Source organism: Neisseria leonii (assembly GCF_028776105.2).
Taxonomy (GTDB): Bacteria; Pseudomonadota; Gammaproteobacteria; order Burkholderiales; family Neisseriaceae; genus Neisseria; species Neisseria leonii.
Genome location: NZ_CP145606.1, coordinates 189383 through 211926, shown reverse-complemented (window position 1 = coordinate 211926; position 22544 = coordinate 189383). Strand labels below are relative to the sequence as shown.

The 22544-nt window shown below is 48.8% G+C and carries 23 protein-coding genes and 1 pseudogene; 11 read left to right on the top strand and 13 right to left on the bottom strand.

What is annotated here, in order from left to right; all coding sequences use genetic code 11:
* Nucleotides 1–581: 581 nt before the first annotated feature.
* The 8 genes and pseudogenes from ORY85_RS01105 to ORY85_RS01070 all read right to left on the bottom strand — a co-directional run bounded on the left by ORY85_RS01105 (nt 582) and on the right by ORY85_RS01070 (nt 8064).
* The gene (locus tag ORY85_RS01105; RefSeq protein WP_274572225.1) at nt 582–1376 is read right to left on the bottom strand and encodes an ABC transporter ATP-binding protein; all 795 of its coding nucleotides are present in this window, start codon (nt 1374–1376) and stop codon (nt 582–584) included.
* Nucleotides 1373–2278, bottom strand: coding sequence for an ABC transporter permease (locus tag ORY85_RS01100; RefSeq protein WP_274572224.1), 906 nt, complete (start codon nt 2276–2278; stop codon nt 1373–1375). Before ORY85_RS01100 ends, ORY85_RS01105 begins: the two co-directional genes overlap by 4 nt.
* 100 nt (nt 2279–2378) lie before the next feature.
* Nucleotides 2379–3416, bottom strand: a complete 1038-nt coding sequence (locus ORY85_RS01095) for an ABC transporter substrate-binding protein (RefSeq protein WP_274572222.1) — start codon at nt 3414–3416, stop codon at nt 2379–2381.
* Nucleotides 3417–4160: 744 nt separating this feature from the next.
* The gene (locus ORY85_RS01090) at nt 4161–4649 is read right to left on the bottom strand and encodes a hypothetical protein (RefSeq protein WP_274572220.1); all 489 of its coding nucleotides are present in this window, start codon (nt 4647–4649) and stop codon (nt 4161–4163) included.
* Between the two features lie 348 nt (nt 4650–4997).
* On the bottom strand, nt 4998–5750 hold the full coding sequence (locus ORY85_RS01085) for a hypothetical protein (protein ID WP_274572219.1): 753 nt from the start codon (nt 5748–5750) through the stop codon (nt 4998–5000).
* A 28-nt stretch (nt 5751–5778) separates the two neighbouring features.
* Nucleotides 5779–5950, bottom strand: a pseudogene (locus tag ORY85_RS01080) (NADH-quinone oxidoreductase subunit B); the annotation flags it as partial.
* A gap of 75 nt (nt 5951–6025) precedes the next feature.
* The gene (locus tag ORY85_RS01075; protein ID WP_274572217.1) at nt 6026–7795 is read right to left on the bottom strand and encodes a sodium:solute symporter family protein; all 1770 of its coding nucleotides are present in this window, start codon (nt 7793–7795) and stop codon (nt 6026–6028) included.
* Nucleotides 7796–7800: 5 nt separating this feature from the next.
* Complete coding sequence (locus ORY85_RS01070) at nt 7801–8064, bottom strand: DUF4212 domain-containing protein (protein ID WP_274572215.1); 264 nt, start codon at nt 8062–8064, stop codon at nt 7801–7803.
* A 481-nt stretch (nt 8065–8545) separates the two neighbouring features.
* Here ORY85_RS01070 and rpmE point away from each other — a divergent pair, with 481 nt between their 5' ends.
* Nucleotides 8546–8761 carry a 50S ribosomal protein L31 gene (gene rpmE / locus ORY85_RS01065; protein WP_274572214.1) on the top strand — a complete coding sequence of 72 codons (216 nt, stop codon included), beginning with the start codon at nt 8546–8548 and terminating at the stop codon, nt 8759–8761.
* 316 nt (nt 8762–9077) lie between these two features.
* On the opposite strand, the gene cysS is transcribed toward rpmE, so the two are convergent.
* The 3 genes from cysS to ORY85_RS01050 all read right to left on the bottom strand — a co-directional run bounded on the left by cysS (nt 9078) and on the right by ORY85_RS01050 (nt 11493).
* Complete coding sequence (gene cysS / locus ORY85_RS01060; protein WP_274572212.1) at nt 9078–10490, bottom strand: cysteine--tRNA ligase; 1413 nt, start codon at nt 10488–10490, stop codon at nt 9078–9080.
* 102 nt (nt 10491–10592) lie between these two features.
* Nucleotides 10593–10964, bottom strand: coding sequence for a hypothetical protein (locus ORY85_RS01055; protein WP_274572211.1), 372 nt, complete (start codon nt 10962–10964; stop codon nt 10593–10595).
* 82 nt (nt 10965–11046) lie between these two features.
* Complete coding sequence (locus ORY85_RS01050; protein WP_274572210.1) at nt 11047–11493, bottom strand: GNAT family N-acetyltransferase; 447 nt, start codon at nt 11491–11493, stop codon at nt 11047–11049.
* 150 nt (nt 11494–11643) lie between these two features.
* On the opposite strand from ORY85_RS01050, the gene ORY85_RS01045 reads away from it, so the two are divergent.
* Nucleotides 11644–12261: a peroxiredoxin gene (locus tag ORY85_RS01045; protein ID WP_274572209.1), complete on the top strand. Its 618-nt coding sequence runs from the start codon at nt 11644–11646 to the stop codon at nt 12259–12261.
* Between the two features lie 208 nt (nt 12262–12469).
* Here ORY85_RS01045 and obgE read toward each other — a convergent pair whose 3' ends face one another.
* Both obgE and ORY85_RS01035 read right to left on the bottom strand, forming a co-directional pair.
* Nucleotides 12470–13621: a GTPase ObgE gene (gene obgE / locus ORY85_RS01040; RefSeq protein ID WP_274572208.1), complete on the bottom strand. Its 1152-nt coding sequence runs from the start codon at nt 13619–13621 to the stop codon at nt 12470–12472.
* A 373-nt stretch (nt 13622–13994) separates the two neighbouring features.
* Nucleotides 13995–14225, bottom strand: coding sequence for a LysR family transcriptional regulator (locus ORY85_RS01035; protein ID WP_274572207.1), 231 nt, complete (start codon nt 14223–14225; stop codon nt 13995–13997).
* A 368-nt stretch (nt 14226–14593) separates the two neighbouring features.
* Between ORY85_RS01035 and ORY85_RS01030 the strand changes: the two genes are divergently transcribed.
* The 9 genes from ORY85_RS01030 to ORY85_RS00990 all read left to right on the top strand — a co-directional run bounded on the left by ORY85_RS01030 (nt 14594) and on the right by ORY85_RS00990 (nt 22458).
* A complete protein-coding gene (locus ORY85_RS01030; RefSeq protein WP_274572206.1) occupies nt 14594–15952 on the top strand; it encodes an NtaA/DmoA family FMN-dependent monooxygenase in 1359 nt (452 codons plus the stop codon).
* A gap of 150 nt (nt 15953–16102) precedes the next feature.
* Nucleotides 16103–16519: a MarR family winged helix-turn-helix transcriptional regulator gene (locus tag ORY85_RS01025; protein ID WP_274572205.1), complete on the top strand. Its 417-nt coding sequence runs from the start codon at nt 16103–16105 to the stop codon at nt 16517–16519.
* Between the two features lie 126 nt (nt 16520–16645).
* Nucleotides 16646–17098 carry a bacterioferritin gene (locus tag ORY85_RS01020; protein WP_274572204.1) on the top strand — a complete coding sequence of 151 codons (453 nt, stop codon included), beginning with the start codon at nt 16646–16648 and terminating at the stop codon, nt 17096–17098.
* A gap of 45 nt (nt 17099–17143) precedes the next feature.
* Nucleotides 17144–17575: an organic hydroperoxide resistance protein gene (locus tag ORY85_RS01015; RefSeq protein WP_274572203.1), complete on the top strand. Its 432-nt coding sequence runs from the start codon at nt 17144–17146 to the stop codon at nt 17573–17575.
* Nucleotides 17576–17865: 290 nt separating this feature from the next.
* Entirely contained in the window at nt 17866–18639 is a 774-nt protein-coding gene (locus tag ORY85_RS01010; RefSeq protein ID WP_274572202.1) for an Eco47II family restriction endonuclease, read from the top strand.
* A complete protein-coding gene (locus tag ORY85_RS01005; RefSeq protein ID WP_274572200.1) occupies nt 18636–19712 on the top strand; it encodes a DNA cytosine methyltransferase in 1077 nt (358 codons plus the stop codon). Before ORY85_RS01010 ends, ORY85_RS01005 begins: the two co-directional genes overlap by 4 nt.
* A 170-nt stretch (nt 19713–19882) precedes the next feature.
* A complete protein-coding gene (locus tag ORY85_RS01000) occupies nt 19883–20968 on the top strand; it encodes a hypothetical protein (RefSeq protein WP_274572198.1) in 1086 nt (361 codons plus the stop codon).
* 194 nt (nt 20969–21162) lie between these two features.
* Entirely contained in the window at nt 21163–21597 is a 435-nt protein-coding gene (locus ORY85_RS00995; protein WP_338578166.1) for a MarR family winged helix-turn-helix transcriptional regulator, read from the top strand.
* 3 nt (nt 21598–21600) lie between these two features.
* Nucleotides 21601–22458: an ABC transporter six-transmembrane domain-containing protein gene (locus tag ORY85_RS00990; protein WP_274572196.1), complete on the top strand. Its 858-nt coding sequence runs from the start codon at nt 21601–21603 to the stop codon at nt 22456–22458.
* Nucleotides 22459–22544: the final 86 nt, after the last annotated feature.

The window sequence follows — 22544 nt, the reverse complement described above, 5'->3', positions numbered from 1 at the left end:
CAGATTGCAACCATGCCGTCTGAAAACGGGCGCAGCGAGTTTCTGCGAAGCTAAACGGTTTCTACGCAGCTAAAACACCATTAAGTGCGGTTTTTGAGCGGTTGCTTGGCTGAAACCGCACTTTTCCTGTCGTTAAAATGCCGGATGCCGATAAGCGTGCTGATTGCAAAATCAGATGAAAACAAAAAAGCATCTTGCTGTTGAAGATGCTTTTTTTCTTGAATTCCGGTACCTGAAGCCGTATCGGCGGAGACCGCCGTTTTTTTCAAACCATAGAAAAGGACATGGCAACTTCGGCATGATGCTGCTTTCGGTTTCGGGTTTTGATGTCCCCAGGCCGTCTGAAACCCGCTTATCCGTTTCTGTTCCGCAGAAAGTTTCAGCTTCGCAGAAACCCGCTGCGCCCGTTTTTGCTTCGCAGAAACCCGCTGCGCCCGTTTTAGCTTCGCAGAAACTCACTACGCTCGTTTTAGCTTCGCAGAAACTCACTACGCTCGTTTTAGCTTCGCAGAAACTCGCTACGCTCGTTTTAGCTTCGCAGAAACTCGCTACGCTCGTTTTCAGACGGCCCGGGAAAAAACTCACCCTAGCAGCAAAGCGTCGTCGGCTACTTTTTCGCCGCGCGTCTGCTCGAACAGATCCAGCAGATCGGGTACGTCCATACCGGCGCGTTTTTCGCCCGATACGTCCAGCACCACTTTGCCCTGATGCAGCATCACGGTACGGCTGCCGTGATCCAGGGCCTGACGCATCGAATGGGTTACCATCATGGCGGTCAGCCCGTTTTCGGCCACAATCTGATCGGTCAGCTCCATCACAAATGCCGCCGTTTTCGGGTCGAGCGCGGCGGTATGCTCGTCCAGCAGCAGGATTTTGCTCGGTTGCAGGCTGGCCATCAGCAGGCTCACGGCCTGACGCTGGCCGCCGGAAAGCAGGCCGATGCGGTCGCTCAGGCGGTTTTCCAAACCCAGCTTCAAAACGGCCAGTTTTTCGCGGAACAGTTCGCGGTTTTCCTTGTTGAGCGCAAAACCCAAGCCGCGCCTGCGGCCGCGCGAATAGGCCAGAGCCATATTTTCTTCGATGCTCAAAGCCTCGCAGGTACCGGCCAGCGGATCCTGAAACACCCGTGCCACCAGATGCGCGCGCTTGTGCGCAGGCAGGCGGGTAACGTCCTGACCGTCGATATGGATACTGCCGCTGTCCACCATTAAATCGCCGCTGACAGCATTGAGGAAAGTCGATTTGCCCGCGCCGTTGCTGCCGATGACTGTAACAAATTCGCCTTTGGCGATATGCAGGCTCATACCGCGCATGGCGGGATTTTCAATCGGCGTGCCGCGGTTGAAGGTTACTTTCAAATTGTCTGCGCGCATCATGATGTCTGTTTCCTTTTCAAAGAACGTTTAATCACATTCAGGCGCAATGCCAGCACCACCAAAACAGCGGTAATCAGGTTTAAATCTGTCGGCTGTACGCCCAAGCTGCGCAGAAAATCGTTACCCAGTGCAAACGCAATCAGCAGGCGGTATACCACCGCACCCAGAATCACGGCCAGCGTTACTACAATAATGCGTTTGCTGATTAACAGGTTCTCGCCGATGATGACCGCAGCCAAACCGATGACAATAGTGCCGATACCGCTGGCCAAATCGGCATTGCCGGTGGTTTGGGCGAACAGCGCGCCGCCCAACGCAATCAGTGCATTGGAAACCGCCATACCCAATACAATCATTTTCGACGTGGCCACACCCTGAGATTTGGCCATGCGGGCGTTTGCTCCGGTGGCGCGGATGGCCAGCCCGGTCTGTGTATTGAAAAACCAGTCCAGCAGCAGTTTGGCACCCAACACAAAGAAGAAAATCACCAAGGGCTGTACCCAAAACTGATTACTGTAATCCGCTGCCACAAACGGGCTGAACACACTCTCTGTGCCGATTAAGGGAATATTGGGCGTACCGCCGGTAATCCGCAGATTGACCGAATACAGTGCCACCATGACCAAAATGCTCGCCAGCAGCGGCAGAATTTTCAGCGACACATTGAGCCACGCCGTTACCATACCGGCCAGCGCACCGGCCGCCGCACCGGCCAGACAGGCCAGCCACGGATTCAGCCCCGCGCCCAGACACACGGCAAACACCACCGCACCCAAAGGAAAGCTGCCGTCGGCCGTCAGATCGGGAAAATCCAAAATGCGGAACGAAATCAGCACACCCAAGGCCACCAGCGCATAAATCAGACCGGCTTCGATACCGCCGAAAAAGGCAATCAAACTCATATCAGCCTCTCTTGTGTTCCATACTTTTATAATTCAGATGCCGTCTGTACATGGTCTGGCGAACATGATTCAGACGGCATCGGTTGATGCGTACAGCGGGTTATTCCTGTACTTCTTTCGCTTCTTTCAGCAGTTCTTCCGGCAGCGTTACACCGACTGCGGCGGCATTCTTCTTACTCAGGAACAGATCCAGCGTATCCATGCGGGCAGGCGGCAGATCGGCGATGCTTTTACCGTCTTTCAACACCCCTGCCGCCATCTGGCCGGCTTTTCTGCCCATATCGTAATAATTGACACCCAATGCGGCCACCGCACCGCGCTCCACCGAACCGGTATCGGCCGCCACCAGCGGACGTTTCATTTCCACTGCGGCTTTATACATGGATTCGTATTGCGATACGACGTTGTTGTCCAGAGAAGTGTAAACCACATCGACTTTGCCGTTCAGGCTGCGCGCGGCCGTCAGCACATCGGACGAACGCTGGGCAGGGGCCGCCACCACATTGATGCCGTCGGCCGTCAGTTTTTCTTTCAGCTCGTCCAGCACCACGGTCGAATTGACCTCACCCGGGCTGTACACATAGCCGATGTTTTTCACATTCGGCACGATTTTCTTCATCAAATCGATTTGCGGTGTCAGCGGCAGCAGGTCGGAAACGCCGCTGATATTGGCACCTGCCTGCTCCCACGACGGCACGAGTTTAGCGGCCACCGGGTCGGTTACGGCAGCGAAAACGATTGGAATGGTTTTGGTGCTGGCCAGCGCAGATTGCGCGCTGGGCGTGGAAATGGCCACAATCAGATCAGGATTGTCGCCGACAAATTTTTTGGCAATCTGTGCCGCATTGGCCGTGCTGCCCTGCGCACTTTGGAAATCCACTGTCAGATTCTTGCCTTCCTCATAACCCTGCTCTTTCAATTCGTCCAACACCCCTTGGCGGGCAGCGTCCAAAGCAGGATGTTCCACAATAGCGGTAATGGCGATTTTTTTCGCTTCCAGAGCCGGAGCAGATGCAGCCGTTGAAGCGGCAGTATCGGCCGCAGCAGGCGCAGCCGCTTTTTCAGACGGCGAACAGGCGGCCAGCAGGGCAACGGCCATAGAGGCCAGGGCAAATGAAGGGGCGGTATGCAGTTTCATAACAGACTCCTTGCAGAATATCGTTATTCTCGTTAAACACAGGTTACGTACCGCCGATATGACAGCCGCAACCGAAAGCGGTTTAATCATAGGGCAGTTGCCGGCAAAAATCACGCGCCCGCTTGCCTGAAAAACCGTTTTCTTAGCATCTTCTACCGAAAAAAATATTATTTTTTATGCTTAAATCATAATATTATTTTAATATTTTTTGTTTTTTTAAAATTAAATTTAAAATTTATGAGAAATATAGACAGAAAATTGGTTTTTTACTCCATTCTCCACATTTTCACACCAAAGCAATTTAATACGCAAATATCATACAATATTGGCATAATAAGTCGCACTTTATCTGTTTTATTAATTTTTTAACCATTTCATACCGAAAATGCACATCGGATTACCCGGAAACCGGTGCAGAAGGTTTCAGCAGAATCAAAACAGATAAAATAGTTTTTCGGAGCCAAACGCCATCTGTATCAAACCGGGAAACGAAAGCGGGCGGGTTGCTGAAAAGCGGAAACCTCTTGACGGAGGCCGGCAAAACTCAAACTTCCCGGCTGCCCCGATCCGGCAGAACAGGCAGTGATTCCGACATTCCGAAGCGTATCGGACAATACCGAATAGACATTTCCATCTGTGGCGGCACCCGCTTTGCAGCCGAAGCACCCGCCTATGCGGTAAAAAGGCCGTCTGAAACCGTGGTTTCAGACGGCCATAAATACTGCATCTGTTTTCAACCGAATCTTATCCTGCCGTGCACACCACCCCAACCAACTTGCCGGTATAAGCCGTTTTCCCCCATACCGGCGCACTTCCGGCCGCATCGGCCTGCACGCCGTCCGCACAATCCACCAATACGGGCAGGCTGTGTGCGGGTTGGCCGCGCTCAAAAAAATACAGCGTGACTTTTTTCCAATGCGGATAAGTATGATTGGGCACGATATTACCCGTATCTGCCGCAATAAAACGGCTGACTTGCGGTTTGATATACGACCATGGGCGGTAAAAACGGGTTTCCTTCGACTCGGCCACTACCTCCGCTCCCGCCGGCAGGCGCGATGCGGTATGGCTGTACCAAGTATATTCCTGATAAACCTGAAAGACCATTACCCCCAGCGCCGCAGACACCGGTACCAACCAGCGCGGCGCGCGTTTCCAAAACCATTTCACGCTCAAAGCCACACCGGCAAACCCCAGTGCAGCCGATACTGTCGCCACCAATTCCCAAAACATTGCTTCTCCTGTCCGGTCCTCAATCCTCATGCCGCTTAACGCCGACGGATGAAACCGACCCTGCCGGCCTCCTGCTGCCAAGCCGCCGACACCGGCCGTATCTTTACTTCATTCAAAAATTTTCAGACGGCTTTATTACAGGCTCAAAGAAACCTAACAAAACCTCACGGTATCTTTTGAGCCACGGTCATCATCGCTTGCGTCAGCCCGGTTCGAGCTCCTTTATTGACTATCCGTTAAAATCAAAGGAATCCAACGATGTCTACGCCCATAATCCCCTCCTTGACTTCCGCCAAAGGCAGTGCCGGTAAAACGACCTTGACCGCAAACTTGGCCGGCTCTTTCTGTTTAAAACACTGTCCAATCGGCAAAACGTTTATCTATATGCCATTCATTATTGAGACAATCAGCTACCATATAAGCACCAAACTGTTGAATACTGTCTTGCCATGAGGTTGCCGGCTCTACATCGGCAAAATGACCATATCCGCATTTTTTATAAATCAAATGACCATATTGCCGCTGCTTACGCAGACGCAACGATACATCAAGCTGTTGCGATAACTGATTTAATATATCCAAAACAAAAACTTCGCCTAAACTAGCAAAATAATCCTGCCGCAAACTAATCAGCAGGCTGCTGAATTTCGGAAAATCTTCACTCAACAAAAACACACATTCAGGTGTTGCCTTTTGCGCGATACATTTTGAAAAATGAGGAAACACCGCTCCCAAAAAATCCAAATGGGCATTTTTGTCTTGTCGGTAAACATCCGCTATTTTCTCCAATTCTTCTGCTTGCCACGATAAAGGAAGCTGTTTGCGGATTCTACCTAATTCTTCATTTTCCTGTATTATTTCGTAATCACTATTCCAAGCCCAATCAATATGTTGGCTATGCTGATATGCTTTTATTGACGGTGCTTCTCTCATATTTGGCACAATCTGCATTAAATGAGCGATAAATGCCCGCCAAAATTCACTATCCTCCAAATATTGATTTAATAAAAGCGGCGAACACAAAATAAAATTTTGATGTTCCATACGATAATTTGACGTATTCATGTTTTCAGGCTCATGAAAATTTGGCTTGGCAGACACAATCCGACCGGCTCGCTTTCATGCGGCATCAATTCCGCGCAATCGTATAAGTCCGCTTAATTTTGCCCTGCAACGGAATCAAGCCATACAGCAAGGCTTCGGCAGTAGGCGGACAGCCCGCACATACACATCAACAGGCACAAACAGTCGCAGCCGCGTACCACAGAATAAGAATAATGATAATAGCCGCTACCGTTGGCAAATGTGGCAGACACAAAAAACCGCCTGCAAATCCTAGTTTACAGGCGGCTGATTGTCAAGAAATCTTAACAGTATCAGTGATCCAAAGCTTTACCGGCACCTTTCGGATAACGTACGCTTTCCACCAGCTCCTGAATTTCCTGCGGCGGCTCTTTGCCCATCATCGATACGGCAAAGGCCACAACAAAGTTAATCAGCGCACCCACAGCACCGAATGCGGGCGGAGAAATACCCAAGAACCAGTTGGCTTCCACATTTTCAAAAGTATTGGTGCCGGGAATAAAGAACCAGCCCAGATACAGGAAAATGTAGATAACGGTTGAAAGCAGACCCGCCAGCATACCTGCGGTCGCACCGGCACTGTTGATGCGTTTTGAGAACGTACCCAGCATCAGCGCAGGGAAAATCGAAGAAGCCGCGATACCGAATGCCAATGCCACAACCTGTGCTGCAAAACCAGGCGGATTCATGCCCAACCAAGTCGCGATCACAATCGCAGTTGCCATAGAGACACGTGCCGCAGTCAATTCGCCTTTGTCGCTGATATCGGGTTTCAGGATTTTCTTAATCAAATCATGCGATACGGCTGAGGAAATGGCCAGCAGCAAACCGGCTGCGGTTGAAAGTGCCGCTGCCAGACCGCCTGCGGCAATCAGGCCGATGACCCAGTTGGGCAAATTAGCGATTTCGGGGTTGGCCAACACCAAAATGTCGTTGTTTACGGTCAGCTCATTGCCCTGCCAGCCGCGCTCGGCTGCCGTAGCTTCAAATTTGCTGCCCTTATCGTTGTAGTATTGAATCAGGCCGTCACCGTTTTTATCCTCGAATTTCAGCAGGCCGGTGGTTTCCCAGCTCTTCATCCATTCAGGACGCGCCTCATACGCCAGCGGTGCTTCTTTCGTGCCGTTCGGATACAGTGTATTGACCAGATTGGTACGCGCCATCGAGCCGACCGCAGGCGCGGTGGTATAGAGAATGGCGATAAACAGCAGCGTCCAACCGGCAGATACGCGGGCATCAGATACTTTCGGTACAGTAAAGAAGCGGATAATCACGTGCGGCAGGCCGGCCGTACCGATCATCAGCGACAGAGTAAACAGGAACATATTGAGCTTATTGGACACATCGGCCGTATAGGCATTAAAGCCCAAATCGGTAATCAGACCGTCCAAACGTTCCAACAACGGCTGGCCGGAAACCGCATCCGTACCGAACATACCCAATTGCGGCAGCGGATTGCCCGTCATCTGCAGCGAAATGAATACCGCCGGAATGGTATAAGCGATGATCATCACGATGAATTGCGCAACTTGTGTGTAGGTAATACCTTTCATACCGCCCAACACGGCATAGAACAATACCACTACCGCAGCAATAATCAAACCGGTGTCGTTACTCACTTCCAAGAAACGGGAGAATGCCACACCCGCACCCGTCATCTGTCCGATAACATAAGTAGTGGAAGCCATAATCAGACACACCACCGCCACCAGCCGCGCGTGTTTGCTGTAAAAACGGTCACCGATAAAGTCAGGCACCGTGAATTTGCCGAATTTACGCAAATACGGAGCCACCAAAAGCGCCAGCAGTACAAAACCGCCCGTCCAGCCCATCAGATACACCGATGCACTGTACCCGCTCATCGCCAGCATACCGGCCATCGAAATAAACGATGCCGCGCTCATCCAGTCGGCCGCAGTGGCCATACCGTTCAACACCGGATGCACACCGCCGCCGGCAACATAAAATTCTTTGGTCGAACCGGCGCGCGCCCAAATCGCGATACCGAAATACAGTGCAAACGAAGCACCGACAAATAAAACGTTAATCCAAAATTGGCTCATGGCAATCACTCCTCTGCAACGCCGAACTGCTCTTCGATTTTATTCATGCGCCACGCATAAAAGAAAATCAGTGCGATAAACGACAAAATCGAACCCTGCTGGCCGAACCAAAAGCCCAAATCGACACCGCTGAACGTAATACCCGAAAGCAGCGGGCGCAGCCAGATGGCAAAGCCGTGCGAGCACAATGCCCAAAGAACCAAACAGATGACAATCAGGCGGATATTGGCGCGCCAATATGCCTCCTGAACATGCTTCTCCGTCGTCATTTCCGTCTCCTTCAATTCATTCTGAAAACAAACTTCACAGCGGCCGCCCGCAGGAAGCAGCAGACTATTTTCTACTTGAACGGCATACACCGTTCGCGAAATCAGCATAACATAAATTAACACCTTTGCAAGCACAAAACCGCCGTTTTCCGCACAGTTTTTTTGATAATTTATTAAATAAACACCCTCCATTCATCAAAAATCAAACCATCATAACTTTGATTTATATTAAAAAATAAATTAACGAGCTTAAAATAACAAATTAACAATCTATAAAGTGGATTCAGACGGCCTACCCTGAGTCTTTACACAATCAAACATTACGTACCCACCCCGACCGGCCAGCCTCCTCCCGGCGTCGGCACACCTTCCACTTGCCAGAACAGCGATAGTTTGCGATAATTCAAAACTTAGCCTGCCCGACAGGATCCATGAAGCATAGGCACAACCCCTATGCCCGCCAATTGAAAAGGAAACCGTTATGAAACAAGGTATTCACCCCGACTACCACGAAGTAAACGTTACCTGCTCCTGCGGTAACAAATTTGCCACCAAATCCGCCATGAGCAAAACCGACTTCAATATCGAGGTATGCTCCGAGTGCCATCCTTTCTACACCGGCAAACAAAAAATTGTCGATACCGCCGGCCGCGTGGACAAGTTTAATCAAAAATACGGCAATATGTTCAAACGCTGATTGCCGACGACAAAAAAGACCGCCTGATGCGGTCTTTTTTATTGGATCGAAAACAGGGCATACCTCGCTTCGAGTATCGGATTCATGTCTCTGCCCTGCCCCTACCTGCGGTTTTCAGACGGCCTGTATGACAGATTCCGCCCAAACCGCCGGGACTCGGAAACGGATAAGCAGACATCGGGCAGAAATCCGCCCCGCCATACCCTGTACCCCCGGCCGTCTGAAAACGGCCGGAAAGCAAAACGGGCAAACAAATAGGAATCAGGTAAAAAATCAGCCGGATTGAAAAATCCGGCTGACCATAAAAACCCCGCCCTCAGACACGCCGCCAAGTCGTCGTGCCGTTTTTATCCTCCACCATGATACCGGATTCGGCGAGCAAATCGCGGATACGGTCGGACTCTGCCCAATTTTTCTCCGCACGTGCCTGCCTGCGCTGTTCGATTAAGGCTTCGACCGCTTCGCCGGAGAGGCCGTCTGAAATACCGCCGCCCTGCAAAAATACCGACGGTTCGCGTTGCAGCAGCCCCATCATGCCACCCAAAGCCTTCAAACAGCCGGCCAACTGCGCATCGCGGGTTTTATTCACTTCACCCGCCAAATCAAACAGCACCGCCACCGCTTCCACCGTACCGAAATCATCGTTCATTGCGGCGTAAAAACGGCGGGTATAGTCATTCGTCTCCCCGCAAACCGCAATTTCGGCAGGCGGCGTATTGTTCAATGCGGTGTACAGACGGGTCAGCGCACCTTTGGCATCATCAAGATGGGCATCGGAATAGTTCAGCGGGCTGCGGTAATGCGCGCGCAGGATAAAGAAACGCACCACTTCGGGATCGTATTGTTGCAGCACATCGCGGATGGTAAAGAAGTTGCCGAGCGATTTGGACATTTTTTCGCCGTCCACACGGATAAAGCCGTTATGCAGCCAATATTGGACATGGCTGGCTACGGTTTTCCCCGCATGACTGTGACCGCAGACACCGCCGTGCGCGCCCACGCTCTGCGCGATTTCGTTTTCATGGTGCGGAAACTGCAAATCCGCCCCGCCGCCGTGAATATCGAACACCTTGCCGAACAACTCTTCCCCCATGGCGGAACACTCAATATGCCAACCCGGCCGGCCCTTGCCCCACGGACTGTCCCAAAAATCGGCTTCATTGGGTTTGGCCGCCTTCCACAGCACAAAATCCAGCGGGTCGCGTTTAAAGCTGTCTACTTCCACCCGCTCGCCCGCACGCAGATCGTCCAAGGATTTGCCGGACAACTGGCCGTAGGCGGCAAACTCGCGCACCGCGTAATAAACATCGCCGTTGTCCGCCGGATAGGCTTTGCCGTTGGCAATCAGCTGCTCAATCATGGCAATCATCTGACTGACGTGTTCGGTGGCTTTCGGCTCGGCATCGGGACGCAACACACCCAGCGCATCGGCATCTTCGTGCATCGCGCGGATAAAGCGCGCGGTCAATTCGCCGATGGTTTCGCCGTTTTCAGCGGCGCGGGCGATGATTTTGTCGTCAATATCCGTGATATTGCGCACATACGTGAGCGGATAGCCCTGCGCCCGCAGCCAGCGGGCAACCATATCGAACACCACCATCACGCGGGCATGGCCGAGATGGCAGTAGTCATATACCGTCATACCGCAAACATACATACGCACGTTTTCGGCATCGATCGGAACAAATTTTTCTTTTTGACGGGTAAGCGTATTGTAAACAGTCAGCATGGTTTTTCTTTAAATCGTTTTTTCTGGAATATCAATCGGGAACCGGCATCACGGCCATGTTCAGACGGCCTGATCGGGGCAGAATACAGTTAAAGGCACACCTTATTTGACCAACCGCCAGCCGCCCTGCCCGCGCAATAGTCGGATTGTACCGTCGCGTGAAACGTAGCCGCCTTTCACGCTTTCCAAAACCGTATTTTCCGCGATGCCCGCCGCGAAAATTTCGGCGCGGGATTTGTCGTCCGACAAAACGGCATATACTGCCAGCGTGTCGTTATCGGGGTCGGCTGCCTCAATGTCGGGCCGGTCGAACGGCTGTATACACTGCTGTTTCAGCACCGACCAGCGGTAACCGGCAGAAGGAATACAGCCGTGCGCATCGCGGCCGCCGCCGGTTACAGGCTCGGTTTCAAACAGTAAAGACGTGCAGGCTGCCAGTGCGGCGGCAAGCAGGGCGGGCATGATTTTTTTCATGTTCGGCTTTCTTGGGTTTGGAAATACTTTTTACGCAGGCCGTCTGAAAAGTTTCAGACGGCCTGAGGTTTAACCTTATCCGTTAAGGAAAGTCTTTCCGATACTGCACCATAGCGGTTTGGTTTGCCATTTGGTTATAGAGTGCCTGCGCGGCCGTGTTGTTTTTATCGGCTACCCAATATACGCGGTTGAGCTTTTCTGTTTCGGCAAAGCGGTAAACGGCTTCGATCAGGCTGCGTGCCACGCCTTGCCTGCGACAGTCCTCGGCAACGAATAAGTCTTCAAGATAGCAGCATTTGCCGATGTTCCAAGTATTCGGGTGGATAACGATATGCGCAAACCCCACCAGCCGGTTATAGGCATCGAAGGCGCCAAAACCCTTTATATCGGCCGACTGCATGATGCGCCGCCATGTGGCGGCGGCGGTTTCCCTGCTCAATGCGGCATGGTAAAAATCGAGATAAGCCTGCCATAAAGGCAGCCATTCTGCTTCATATTCGGACGAGAGCGGGCATACGGTAACATTCATTGCCGGGTTCCTGCCGGTTTCGGATTTGGTTGGGGGATTGTAGCATACGGTGCGGCAAACGGTTTACCTTTGCCGCCGATTCGGCATACAATAGAGCGGTTTCCGGCCGTGCCGGAGCCTTTCCCACATTCATCAATAAGGAGTTTTCCGATGGCTGTTTTAGTCAGCAAACCCGCCCCGTTTTTCCATGATGCCGACAAAAAATTCTCTGCCGTTCTGGGCAGCGGCGAAGTTGTCGATAATTTCAGCTTCGCCGAAGCGGCCAAAGGCAAATATGCCGTGGTTTTCTTCTATCCGCTGGACTTCACTTTTGTGTGCCCGTCTGAAATCATTGCCCACGACAAACGCGTGGAAGAGTTTAAAAAACGCAATGTCGAAGTATTCTCCGTTTCCATCGACAGCCAGTTCACCCACGCCGCATGGCGCAACACGCCGGTCAACGAAGGCGGTATCGGCCCGGTGAAATTCACCATGGTGGCCGACGTGGCACACGAGCTGGCCAAAGCCTACGATGTGGAAAGCGAAGGCGGCGTGGCGTTCCGCGGCTCGTTCCTGATCGACAAAAACGGCATCGTACAGCACCAAGTGGTAAACAACCTGCCACTGGGCCGCAATGTGGACGAAATGCTGCGCATGGTGGACGCGCTGCAATTTACCGAAGAGCACGGCGAAGTGTGCCCGGCCGGCTGGAACAAAGGCGACAAAGGCATGAAAGCCGACGCGCAAGGCGTGGCTGCTTATTTGTCTGAATCGGCCGACAAACTGTAATCTGCCGGACATCAGCAAATGAAACGGAACGGGCAACCCGTTCCGTTTTTTCACCCCGCAACAGAGGCCGTCTGAAAGCCACTATTTCAGACGGCCTCTGAACCGGCGGCACGGTTTGCCGGCACTCTGCCCTGTTTGCACCGCCCATGGCCGGAATCATCCGCTGCGCTTTCAGTTTCAGACAGCCTTCGGCGGATTCAGCCGAATCCTATTCTGCTTTGAAAACCGCCGTATCGGTTTTCGGCTGCACCGACTCAAAACCGGCCTCCGCTCCCGCAGCATCTGCCGCCCGTTCGGCCTCCAAACGTTTTTTCTCGCCCAGATACAGGCTGATCTGGCGCACCAGCTCCTGCGTGCCCTGATGTGTCAGTGCGCTGACGGTAAACAGGCGCGGGGTGTGCATATCGAAACCGAAACGGTCGTCCGGCGCGGGATAATCCCAACCGATTTGCGCCAGAAAGTCCGCCGTACGCGCTTCGGCCACGGCTTCGTCCAGCATATCGATCTTGTTCAGCACCAGCCAGCGCGGCTTGTCATACAGTTCTTCATCATATTTGCGCAGCTCATCGATAATCGCCAAGGCCTCGGTGGCCGGATTGGCCGTTTCGTCAAACGGTGCCAAATCGACCACGTGCAAAAGCAGGCCCGTGCGCGACAGATGTTTCAGGAAACGGTGCCCCAAACCCGCACCTTCGGCCGCACCTTCAATCAGGCCGGGAATATCGGCCATGACAAAACTGGTATTTTCATCCATGCGCACCACGCCCAAATTCGGATGCAGCGTGGTAAACGGATAATCGGCCACTTTCGGCCGCGCGGCGGATACCGCACGGATTAAGGTCGATTTGCCCGCATTGGGCATACCGAGCAGCCCCACGTCGGCCAGCACTTTCAATTCCAGCTGCAACGTGCGCACCTCGCCCGCCTCGCCCGGTGTCGCCTGTTTGGGTGCGCGGTTGACCGAAGATTTGAAATGGATATTGCCCAGCCCGCCTTTGCCGCCCTTAGCCAGACAAACCCGCTGGCCGTGATGGGTCAAATCGGCAACGGTCTCATCGGTATCCACATCGCGGATCACCGTTCCCACCGGCATATGCAGCACCACATCTTCCGCCCCTGCGCCGTAACGGTCGGAACCGTGCCCTTTCTCACCGTTTTTCGCCTGATACCGTTTGACAAAACGGTATTCCACCAGCGTATTGACGTTTTCGTCGGCCAACGCGAACACACTGCCGCCGCGCCCGCCGTCGCCGCCGTCCGGCCCGCCGCGCGGTACGAATTTCTCGCGGCGGAAACTCACGGCACCGTTGCCGCCCTTGCCTGCTGCCACTTCGATTTTTGCTTCGTCGATAAATTTCATGTTTTGCCCTTATCGGACAGTTTGCCCGAAAAATCAATCAGGCCGCATTATAAACCATTGATGCACCGATGCCGTCTGAATTTAACTGCCGCAACGCAGCTTGACGACCAACCTCCCGCCCCCCCCTGCTACGCCGCAGCCATGCCGTCTGAAAATGGCGGCTTTCATATGGATTTCACAGCGAATATCGGTTGGAAAGTGAATCCTGCTTCCCTTGATAGCTGATAAAACAATCTGCCCCATCCGACCTTTCCGCACGGCTCTCCTTTTTTATCCATACCGCTTACCAAACAGTAGGTCGGATACTCGTATCCGACTTTTTCCATGTAAATGTTTTACCAATTCAGACTGCAAATGAAGACCCATACTGCTTTTACATGATTGGATATTGTTTGTCGGATTTAAAAATCCGACCTACTCGATCTGCCATTGTTGGCTTCGCCCCTTTTTTGGAACGGTCAAGCAGTTGCGTATGCAACGCCTGTTCCAATTCGCTCAAACGGCGGCTGATGGTCGCAATCGGCACGCCTAATTTTTCGCTGGTTGCCGACAAACTGCCTGTTTGCACAATCGCGACAAATAGGCGGAGGTTGTTTAAGTCCATAATTTTTTCCAAATATGAAAGATAAGTTACTGCTTTTGCTATTTTAATCTATATTTCGGAATAAATTTGTTTTAATTTGTGTTTGATGGTTTGGTAATCGGTTGGTTGCAGCCTGAAATTGGTAGTTTTTTCTTTGATGAGATGGTTAGATTTGGAAAAATAGGACAAATAATCAGCAGATGGGGAGGATTGTGGTGAAGTTATCCAAAAATGCCGTCTGAAAAGTGTTTTCGGGCGGCTTTTGCAATGCTGAAAATTCGACTGATTTATTTTCCTAATTTGAAAAATAACATTCCAAAAATCGCTATTTAAATTTCATTATTGCGTTGTTATATTGGCATTAAATTTCCAAATGAAGGACAACGCAAATGAACGATTATTTAGACAACACAAACAAGCAGATGAAATTGGCGATGATGTTTGTAACGGGTTATGGTAACGAATCCTACGCTTGGCGGCTTGCTGATAGCAATGAACGGGCGTATACCGATATTGACCAGTATATCCGTCTTGCCCAAATTGCTGAAAAAGGCAAAATCCACACGCTATTTATTGCCGATACGCCCTCAATGAGCGGGGCTGGGGTTCAGGGCGATTTTTCCAGAAAATCACCGATGTTCGTGATGGAACCGATGACCATCTTTTCTGCGGTTGCCACGCATACTCAAAAAATCGGCTTGGTGGCAACTTTCTCCACCACTTACAACCTGCCTTACAATTTGGCTCGCCAATTAAAAACGCTGGACATATTAAGCGGTGGGCGTGTCGGTTGGAATGCGGTAACCACAGGCACGCCACAAACTGCCTATAATTTTGGCAACCAGCCGTTGCCTGATACCACGACACGCTACGAAATGGCTCACGAAATGGTGGAAGCAGTACAAACGCTGTGGGGCAGTTTTGGTGAAAATGCTTATATCACTGACAAAACCACAGGCGTGTTTGCCGATATGAGCCAAATTCAGCCAGCGAATTTTGTCGGCAAGTATTATCAAGTGAAAGGGGCGTTGCCAATTCCTGCTACGCCACAAGGGCAACCACCGATTTTTCAGGCAGGTCCAAGCCCTGAAGGGATTGAATTGGCGGGCAGATTTGCCAGTGGTGTTTATGCCAATCCGTTTACGATTGCAGAAGCCCGAGCCTACCGCCACCGCTTAAAACAAAGTGCGATACAGCACGGCAGAAATCCCAATGAAATCAATATGTTTGGTGGCTTTATGTTCACTATTGGCGACAGTTACGAACAAGCCCTTGCTCGTCGCCACGAGTTGCTTGGTTTTATGAGCGATGAGGAATTTTACGGACAAATCCACTATTTATCGGCGATGATTGGGGTTAATTTGCTGAATGTGGATATTGATAAGCCACTGCCAAAACCACTGCAAGCACAAGCCACGCCGCACCCACACGACCCTCGTTCGCCGCGTGCGGTGGAGCTTATCAAACAAGGATTAAGCCCCAAAGATGTGGTTGCCAACGGCGTAATTAACTATCACCCTGTGGTGGTCGGCACGGCAGAAGATGTGGCGGATTTTATGGAACGCTGGTTTAAAGCAGGGGCAGTGGACGGCTTTTCACTCGCCCCCGACAGCCAGCAGGGTGTCAAAGATTTTGTAGAAAAAGTTGTGCCAATCCTGCAACAGCGGGGGATTTTTCACACTGATTACGAGGGCGAGACTTTAAGAGAGCATTTGGGCGTTAGCTACCAGTATGGGCTGAAAAATTAAGAAAAACCAAACACCGTTTGTCAGTCAAAAGGCAAGCGGTGTTTTTTATTGGCTTTGTTAAAATGATTTTCAGACGGCTTATTCTTATTTTGCACAATTTAATTTTATGATAAAATATCATTATATTTTTCATTTTAAGAAACCAAACCCATGTACGAACAACTCAAACTGTGCAATCAACTGTGTTTTCCGCTGTATGCCATTTCCAAACAAATCACCCGCCGTTATACGCCTTTTTTGGATAAGCTTGATTTGACTTATCCGCAATATTTGGTCATGCTGGTGTTGTGGGAATTTGGCGAGATGAGCGTGGGTGAGATTGGCGAAAAACTGCACTTGGACAGCGGCACGCTGACACCGCTATTAAAACGCTTGCAAAGCAAAGGCTTGATTGAGCGGGTGCGAAGCAAAGATGATGAACGCAGTGTCAAAATTTCTCTGACCAATCAGGGGCGGGCGTTGGAGCATCAAGCGGTTGATGTTCCCAATCAAGTTTCAGACTGCCTGAATTTAACGGCTGATGAAGTGGAGCTGCTGCAAAAAATTGCCAGCAGATTGGCTGTGTGATAACACAACCGACGCTTATTAAAATAAGTGGTGATTTTTTGCCAAAAATATTTTTCAAAAATATATTGCACACAATCTAATTTTACACTATAATAGTCGCATTCACCCACAAACAGGAGCAATTCCATGTACAAAATCCACGAGTTATTAAACGAAATGTTGGCGATTTATTGGTCGGCAAGCATTCAGCACCGCAGTCATGTCGCCGTGATTGAAGCCGACGGAGCAAGTCTTCTTGCCAGCGAAATGGAAAGTAAGATTGCCGATGAGCCAGAGACGATTGTCAAGTTGCAAAACCGTCTTTTGGATTTGGGCGGTCAAATCAGTTTTACGGTCAAGCAGCCCAACATCGGTAAAAATTTGCGTGAAGCCCTGCAAAACGACTATGAACTGCAAAAAAATGCCAGAGTGGGGCTGAATGCGTGGGCAAAAATTGCCAGCGATGAAAATGATGCAACCACACGCATTTTGATTGAAGAGATTTTGGCAGATGAAGAAGAGCATTTGTCTTGGCTGGAACAAGAGCTGAATTTGCTTGAAAAGCTGGGCGAGCCACTTTATTTGTCCAAAAGAATGTAAGTTTTGATTTTTAACCTAAATTTTATCCAAAATAAGGAAAATGCTATGAAAATTTTCTACCACACTTCAGCCACTGCCACAGGTGGACGAGACGGCCGCACCCAAGTAGATGATGGTTCAATCGGTTTTGATTTGGTCGGTTTTCAAAATACGGACGGCAAAGTCGGCACAAACCCAGAGCAACTCTTCGCCATGGGTTATGCTGCCTGTTTTGACAGTGCGATGAACCATGTTGCTCCAACTTTGGGCATTGTACCCAAGAAATCCAGCACGACCGTTGCGGTCGGTATTGGACAAAAGCCAAACGGTGCATTTGGCTTGGATTTGGATATTACCATTACGGTGGAAGGATTGAGTGTAGAAGAGGCGAAAAAACTCATTGCCAAGGCACACGAAGTCTGCCCATATTCCAATGCCGTGCGTGGCAATATTGAGGTGCGTCTGCATGTTAAAGTGATAGAAGCGTTTGATTTGTAATTGATAAAATCAAATAAAACACCGCTTGGATTTTAAATGCAGGCGGTGTTTTTTGGCTTTGTTAAAATGATTTTCAGGCTACCTTTTGGCTTAACAAGCGGTCAGATTTCGCAAAACTTTTACTAATCTGACCGCTTGTTTTTAATTTTCTAACAGTTGATTTTTGTACAATAAATTGAAAATACAGAATAAGCAAATTGTTTATTTTCTGTTGTATGAACATGGATTGGTCAAAATGGATTTTTGGTTCAGAAAATGCGATAATGTGGGTAAATTTTAGGAGATATTCTATGAGTTATAATCTTGATTTTATTGGTGATGATGATTTGTATCAACATACCAAAAATACTATTTTAAAATATCGTTTTAACATTGATTTTAAAACATTAAATGCCAATTTGCTTGATCCTGTCAAACTAACTTTTGACAGTGCGGTGTATCACGGCAATTATGATAATGTTACGCTAGAACAAATTATAGAAGATGAAGTTAGACGGCAAATGGACAAGTCCAATACCAATCACATTGGTTATTTTCATCAAAATATTTTTAACTTTATTGGCAAAAATAATGGTTGGATTGTACCAAAAACAGGCTTTGATATTGAAAACGATGAACAAAAAATCTATGTGGAAATGAAAAACAAGCACAACACAATGAATAGCTCATCATCAGCAAAAACTTATTTGAAAATGCAAAACAAACTATTAAATGAGTCTAATGCTACTTGTTTATTGGTAGAAGTGATTGCTAGAAAAAGTCCAAATATTGTTTGGAGTTGCACTGTCGATAAACAAAAATTAAGCCATAATCAAATCCGTCGAGTATCTATTGATAAATTTTATGAAATAGTAACAGGTAATAAAAATGCCTTTGCTCAATTATGCAAAGTTTTACCCAAAGTTATTTGCGATGTTTTGGGAAATGAACAAGAAAAAATCATTCAAAACACAGTTATTGATGATATTAAAAAAGAAAAAATAGAACATATTTTAACTGCACTTTATGTAATGTCGTTTAAGACTTATCAAGGCTTTGGTAATTTTAAGTTGGCGGCTCAATGAAAAATTTAGTATTTGATTTTGATGATTTAGAAAATAATTCTAGATCACTGCAAGCCAATTCAGCTTATAAAAGTATTGAGCTTTTTGCAGGAGCAGGCGGTTTAGCGTTAGGGTTAGAACTGGCAGGATTTGATGCTGTTTTATTAAACGAATGGGATAAATATGCCTGTGCTACTTTAAGAGCCAATCGCCCCAATTGGAATGTCTTGGGAGGTGATGTTTCAGAAGTGGATTTTACCCCTTATCGTGGACAGGTAGATTTTTTGTCAGGCGGTTTTCCGTGTCAGGCATTTTCCTATGCAGGACTTGGAAAGGGGTTTGATGATATTCGAGGTACAATGTTTTTTCAATTTGCTCGTGCAATTGATGAAGTTCGCCCCAAAGTAATTTTGGGCGAAAATGTGCGTGGACTGGTCAATCATGACAAGGGACGCACTTTAACAAAAATCAAAGAGACTTTAAAAGAACTTGATTATATGCTGATTGAGCCCAAAATTTTAAACGCAATGAATTTTCGTGTGCCACAAAAACGAGAACGCATTTTTATTGTGGGCATTCGCCATGATTTGGTAGACAAGGCAAAATGGCATTGGCCCACACCTTATCATCGTCCGATGTTGATGTCCGATGCCTTAAAAGCGGGCGAATTGTACGACTGTGATGTACCAGATTCGGTAGGACAATCCTATCCCGAGCATAAAAAAGCAGTGTTAGACCTTGTGCCGCAAGGGGGGTGTTGGCGTGATTTACCTGACGATGTGGCAAGGGCATACATGAAAGGCAGTTATTTTTTGGGCGGGGGTAAAACAGGCATGGCAAGGCGATTATCGTGGAATGAACCATGTTTAACTTTAACCTGCTCACCTGCACAAACTCAGACCGAACGATGCCACCCAGATGAAACCCGCCCCTTAACCGTGCGTGAATATGCTCGTATCCAAACTTTCCCTGACCATTGGGAATTCTGTGGATCAATAACGCAACAATACAAGCAAATTGGTAATGCTGTACCTGTGAATTTAGCAAAAGCAATGGGCTATGAGTTAATCAACTTGTTAAATCATTTATCATAAAAACAAAAACTTAGGTATTTTTTGCTTGACAAGCAATCAGATTTCGCCAAATTTTTGCTAATCTGACCGTATGCTTTCAAAAATTGAAAATATCTTTCCACTTTTCGCCATTCAGTTTCAGTTTTCGCAAGGGTAAAATTTTCCCAACTTTTACCCATTAAGGAAATTTTATGAACACATTATTCAAACGCAGTTTGCTCGTAGCAATGCTTGGCTTGATTGGCGTGGCTTGTACGCCTGTCAGTCAGCTTGATTTAACGCACACGATGCAATCGGCTACGATTGACAGTGCCAAATCGGTAGAAAATCTGCGATACATCACAGGGGTGCAAGCAGGCGAGGACTTGGTGCAAATCCCAAACAGCAAATGGCTTATCGCCAGTGGTATGGCAGAAAAAAGTGGTTTACATTTGATTGACAGCCAAAGCAAAATCGCCCAGCGTTGGTTTGCCCCCAAAGCAGCTTCCCCATCAAGCCAATATCCTGACAGCCAACCACAGCCATTGCCTGATGAAATGCAGGCACACGGTATCAGTATTCGTGAAATCGGCGGCGGTAAATCGTTACTTTATGTGGTCAATCACAACGGTAAAGATGGCAAAATTACGCGTGAAACCATTGAGATTTTTGAGGTTAATGCCAATACCGCCACGCCAACTTTAACTTGGCTGGGCAATGTGCGTATGCCGAATGATGTTGCAGGTAATGCGGTGGTATCAGGGGCGGACGGCTCAATTTTTGTTACCGTGATGATGCACCCGCAAAACAGCCTTGATGAGATGTTTGCAGGCAAAATCACAGGGGCGGTTTACCGTTGGACACCCAAAACTCGCCAATTTGAAAAATTGCAAGGCTCTGAATTTAATGGCAATAACGGCATTGAATTATCCAAAGACGGGCAATTTATCTATGTCGCCCATATGAAAAATCTCAGTAAATTAACCAACAGCAACCCCACCCAAATTGTCGCCACCACGACACTGGATTATGGTGTGTTTGATAATTTGCATTGGAACGGTAATGTGTTAATCACCGCAGGATCACAGACAAAAAATTGCGGCAAAACAATGACTGCTGACTGTCTAAAAGATTTTCACATCACCGAAATCAACCCTGATAATTTGGCAGTCAAACCGCTGTATCAAGGCAAATACAATCAAGTATTTAGTGGTGTTTCTACCGTACTGCCAGTGGGAAAAATCTATTATTTAGGCTCATTTTACCGTGATAGATTGGCGTATTTTGAAACAAAATAAACCAAAGGCAGCCTGAAAAACCTTGCAGATAATTTTCAGGCTGCTTAATAAAAACCCAGCCATGATGTTAAAACATTTACTTGCAATTCGTCCTAAAATTGACTAAAATACCGTAATTCGTCAATTTTAGGACTATTTTTATGACAAACTTACGCCAAAATCCGCTTGATAAGATTGGTGATATTTGCACGCAAATGCTGGCAAGTTATGATGAATTTGCCAAACGCTGCGGCATTGGTGGCAATGAGCTGGCGATTTTGTATACGCTGTGGGTGGACGGCGACTGCACACAAAAGCACATCAGCGACAAATGCCAGCTTGCCAAGCAGACGGTGCATACGCTGTGCAAGCGGTTTGAGGCAGACGGCATTTTGCTTGCCAGCACAGGCAGCGATAAGCGTGAAAAAATCATGTCGTTTACCGACAAGGGGGCGGCATTTGCCGAGCGGATTGTTGTGCCGCTTTTGGCATTGGAAGAGCGAAGCATTGACACATTCGGCAGGGATAGGATTGCTGTTTTGTTGAGTGAATTTGATGCCCTAAGCCGTATTTTGGCAGACACTTTGGCACAGCACGGCACACAGCCTGATACCCAAAATCCAAATCAAAACCCAACCGATGGAAAATAAACCATGGCAAATGCAGTACAAACTTTAACGCACATCGCCATCACCCATAAGTCAAAACTTGAGGCGACCTTTTCTTTGGTGGCGGCAGAGAATCTGCTGTTTTTGCTTTATCCGCTCGTGGGCAGTTTTGCGGTCAATGCAGTGATGGCAGGCAGGCTGTGGCAGGCACTTGCCTATGCGGCGATGGTGCTTGTCATTTGGCTGGTCGGCTCGGCACGGCGGGCGGTGGATACACGGGCGTTTGTGCGGATTTATGCCGATTTGGCGGTCAAAGCGGTCGCCAACAAAAAACAACAAGGCAACACCTCGTCGGCAGCTGCCCATGCGGCACTGGCACGGCAGTTTGTGGACTTTTTTGAAGAGCAGCTGCCGACATTGATTACCGCTGTCTTTTCGGTGGTGGGGTCGGTGGTGATGTTGCTTGCCATCGAGTTTTGGTCGGGGGTGATTGCGTTGGCGATTTTACTCATCTTTTTGGCGGTCATGCCCAGTTATACCCGCCAAAACGACAGGCTGTATTTTAAATTAAACAACCGTTTGGAGCATGAAATTGCCGTCATTGAGCGACACACGGCGACACGCAATGAGCTGGTCAAGCACTACAATCTGCTTGCCAAAATCCGCATTGCCATCTCCAACCGCGAGGCGGTAAGCTATCTGATCATCGGTGTGGCATTGGCGGTGCTGTTTGGTGCGTCTTTGGTGATTTTGACCAACAAAAGCGTGCAGGCGGGGCATATTTATGCCGTCATCACCTATTTGTGGGGCTTTGCGATGAGCCTTGACGATATGCCCAGATTGGTTGAGAAATTCTCTGAATTAAAAGACATTGGTGCGAGGGTGGAGGTGGATGCCGTCTGAATGGTACAGGTTTGGCACGGATGTCGGATTTTAAATTAACACCTCCATAGTGCTTTTTGCATGATTAAACCGTTTTACCATGTCGG

Coding starts and splice junctions, on each gene's coding strand:
- ORY85_RS01105 (WP_274572225.1), bottom strand. CDS start 1,376: ATGATGCGCGCAGACAATTTGAAAGTAACCTTCAACCGCGGCACGCCG.
- ORY85_RS01100 (WP_274572224.1), bottom strand. CDS start 2,278: ATGAGTTTGATTGCCTTTTTCGGCGGTATCGAAGCCGGTCTGATTTAT.
- ORY85_RS01095 (WP_274572222.1), bottom strand. CDS start 3,416: ATGAAACTGCATACCGCCCCTTCATTTGCCCTGGCCTCTATGGCCGTT.
- ORY85_RS01090 (WP_274572220.1), bottom strand. CDS start 4,649: ATGTTTTGGGAATTGGTGGCGACAGTATCGGCTGCACTGGGGTTTGCC.
- ORY85_RS01075 (WP_274572217.1), bottom strand. CDS start 7,795: ATGAGCCAATTTTGGATTAACGTTTTATTTGTCGGTGCTTCGTTTGCA.
- ORY85_RS01070 (WP_274572215.1), bottom strand. CDS start 8,064: ATGACGACGGAGAAGCATGTTCAGGAGGCATATTGGCGCGCCAATATC.
- rpmE (WP_274572214.1), top strand. CDS start 8,546: ATGAAACAAGGTATTCACCCCGACTACCACGAAGTAAACGTTACCTGC.
- cysS (WP_274572212.1), bottom strand. CDS start 10,490: ATGCTGACTGTTTACAATACGCTTACCCGTCAAAAAGAAAAATTTGTT.
- ORY85_RS01055 (WP_274572211.1), bottom strand. CDS start 10,964: ATGAAAAAAATCATGCCCGCCCTGCTTGCCGCCGCACTGGCAGCCTGC.
- ORY85_RS01050 (WP_274572210.1), bottom strand. CDS start 11,493: ATGAATGTTACCGTATGCCCGCTCTCGTCCGAATATGAAGCAGAATGG.
- ORY85_RS01045 (WP_274572209.1), top strand. CDS start 11,644: ATGGCTGTTTTAGTCAGCAAACCCGCCCCGTTTTTCCATGATGCCGAC.
- obgE (WP_274572208.1), bottom strand. CDS start 13,621: ATGAAATTTATCGACGAAGCAAAAATCGAAGTGGCAGCAGGCAAGGGC.
- ORY85_RS01035 (WP_274572207.1), bottom strand. CDS start 14,225: ATGGACTTAAACAACCTCCGCCTATTTGTCGCGATTGTGCAAACAGGC.
- ORY85_RS01030 (WP_274572206.1), top strand. CDS start 14,594: ATGAACGATTATTTAGACAACACAAACAAGCAGATGAAATTGGCGATG.
- ORY85_RS01025 (WP_274572205.1), top strand. CDS start 16,103: ATGTACGAACAACTCAAACTGTGCAATCAACTGTGTTTTCCGCTGTAT.
- ORY85_RS01020 (WP_274572204.1), top strand. CDS start 16,646: ATGTACAAAATCCACGAGTTATTAAACGAAATGTTGGCGATTTATTGG.
- ORY85_RS01015 (WP_274572203.1), top strand. CDS start 17,144: ATGAAAATTTTCTACCACACTTCAGCCACTGCCACAGGTGGACGAGAC.
- ORY85_RS01010 (WP_274572202.1), top strand. CDS start 17,866: ATGAGTTATAATCTTGATTTTATTGGTGATGATGATTTGTATCAACAT.
- ORY85_RS01005 (WP_274572200.1), top strand. CDS start 18,636: ATGAAAAATTTAGTATTTGATTTTGATGATTTAGAAAATAATTCTAGA.
- ORY85_RS01000 (WP_274572198.1), top strand. CDS start 19,883: ATGAACACATTATTCAAACGCAGTTTGCTCGTAGCAATGCTTGGCTTG.
- ORY85_RS00995 (WP_338578166.1), top strand. CDS start 21,163: ATGCTGGCAAGTTATGATGAATTTGCCAAACGCTGCGGCATTGGTGGC.
- ORY85_RS00990 (WP_274572196.1), top strand. CDS start 21,601: ATGGCAAATGCAGTACAAACTTTAACGCACATCGCCATCACCCATAAG.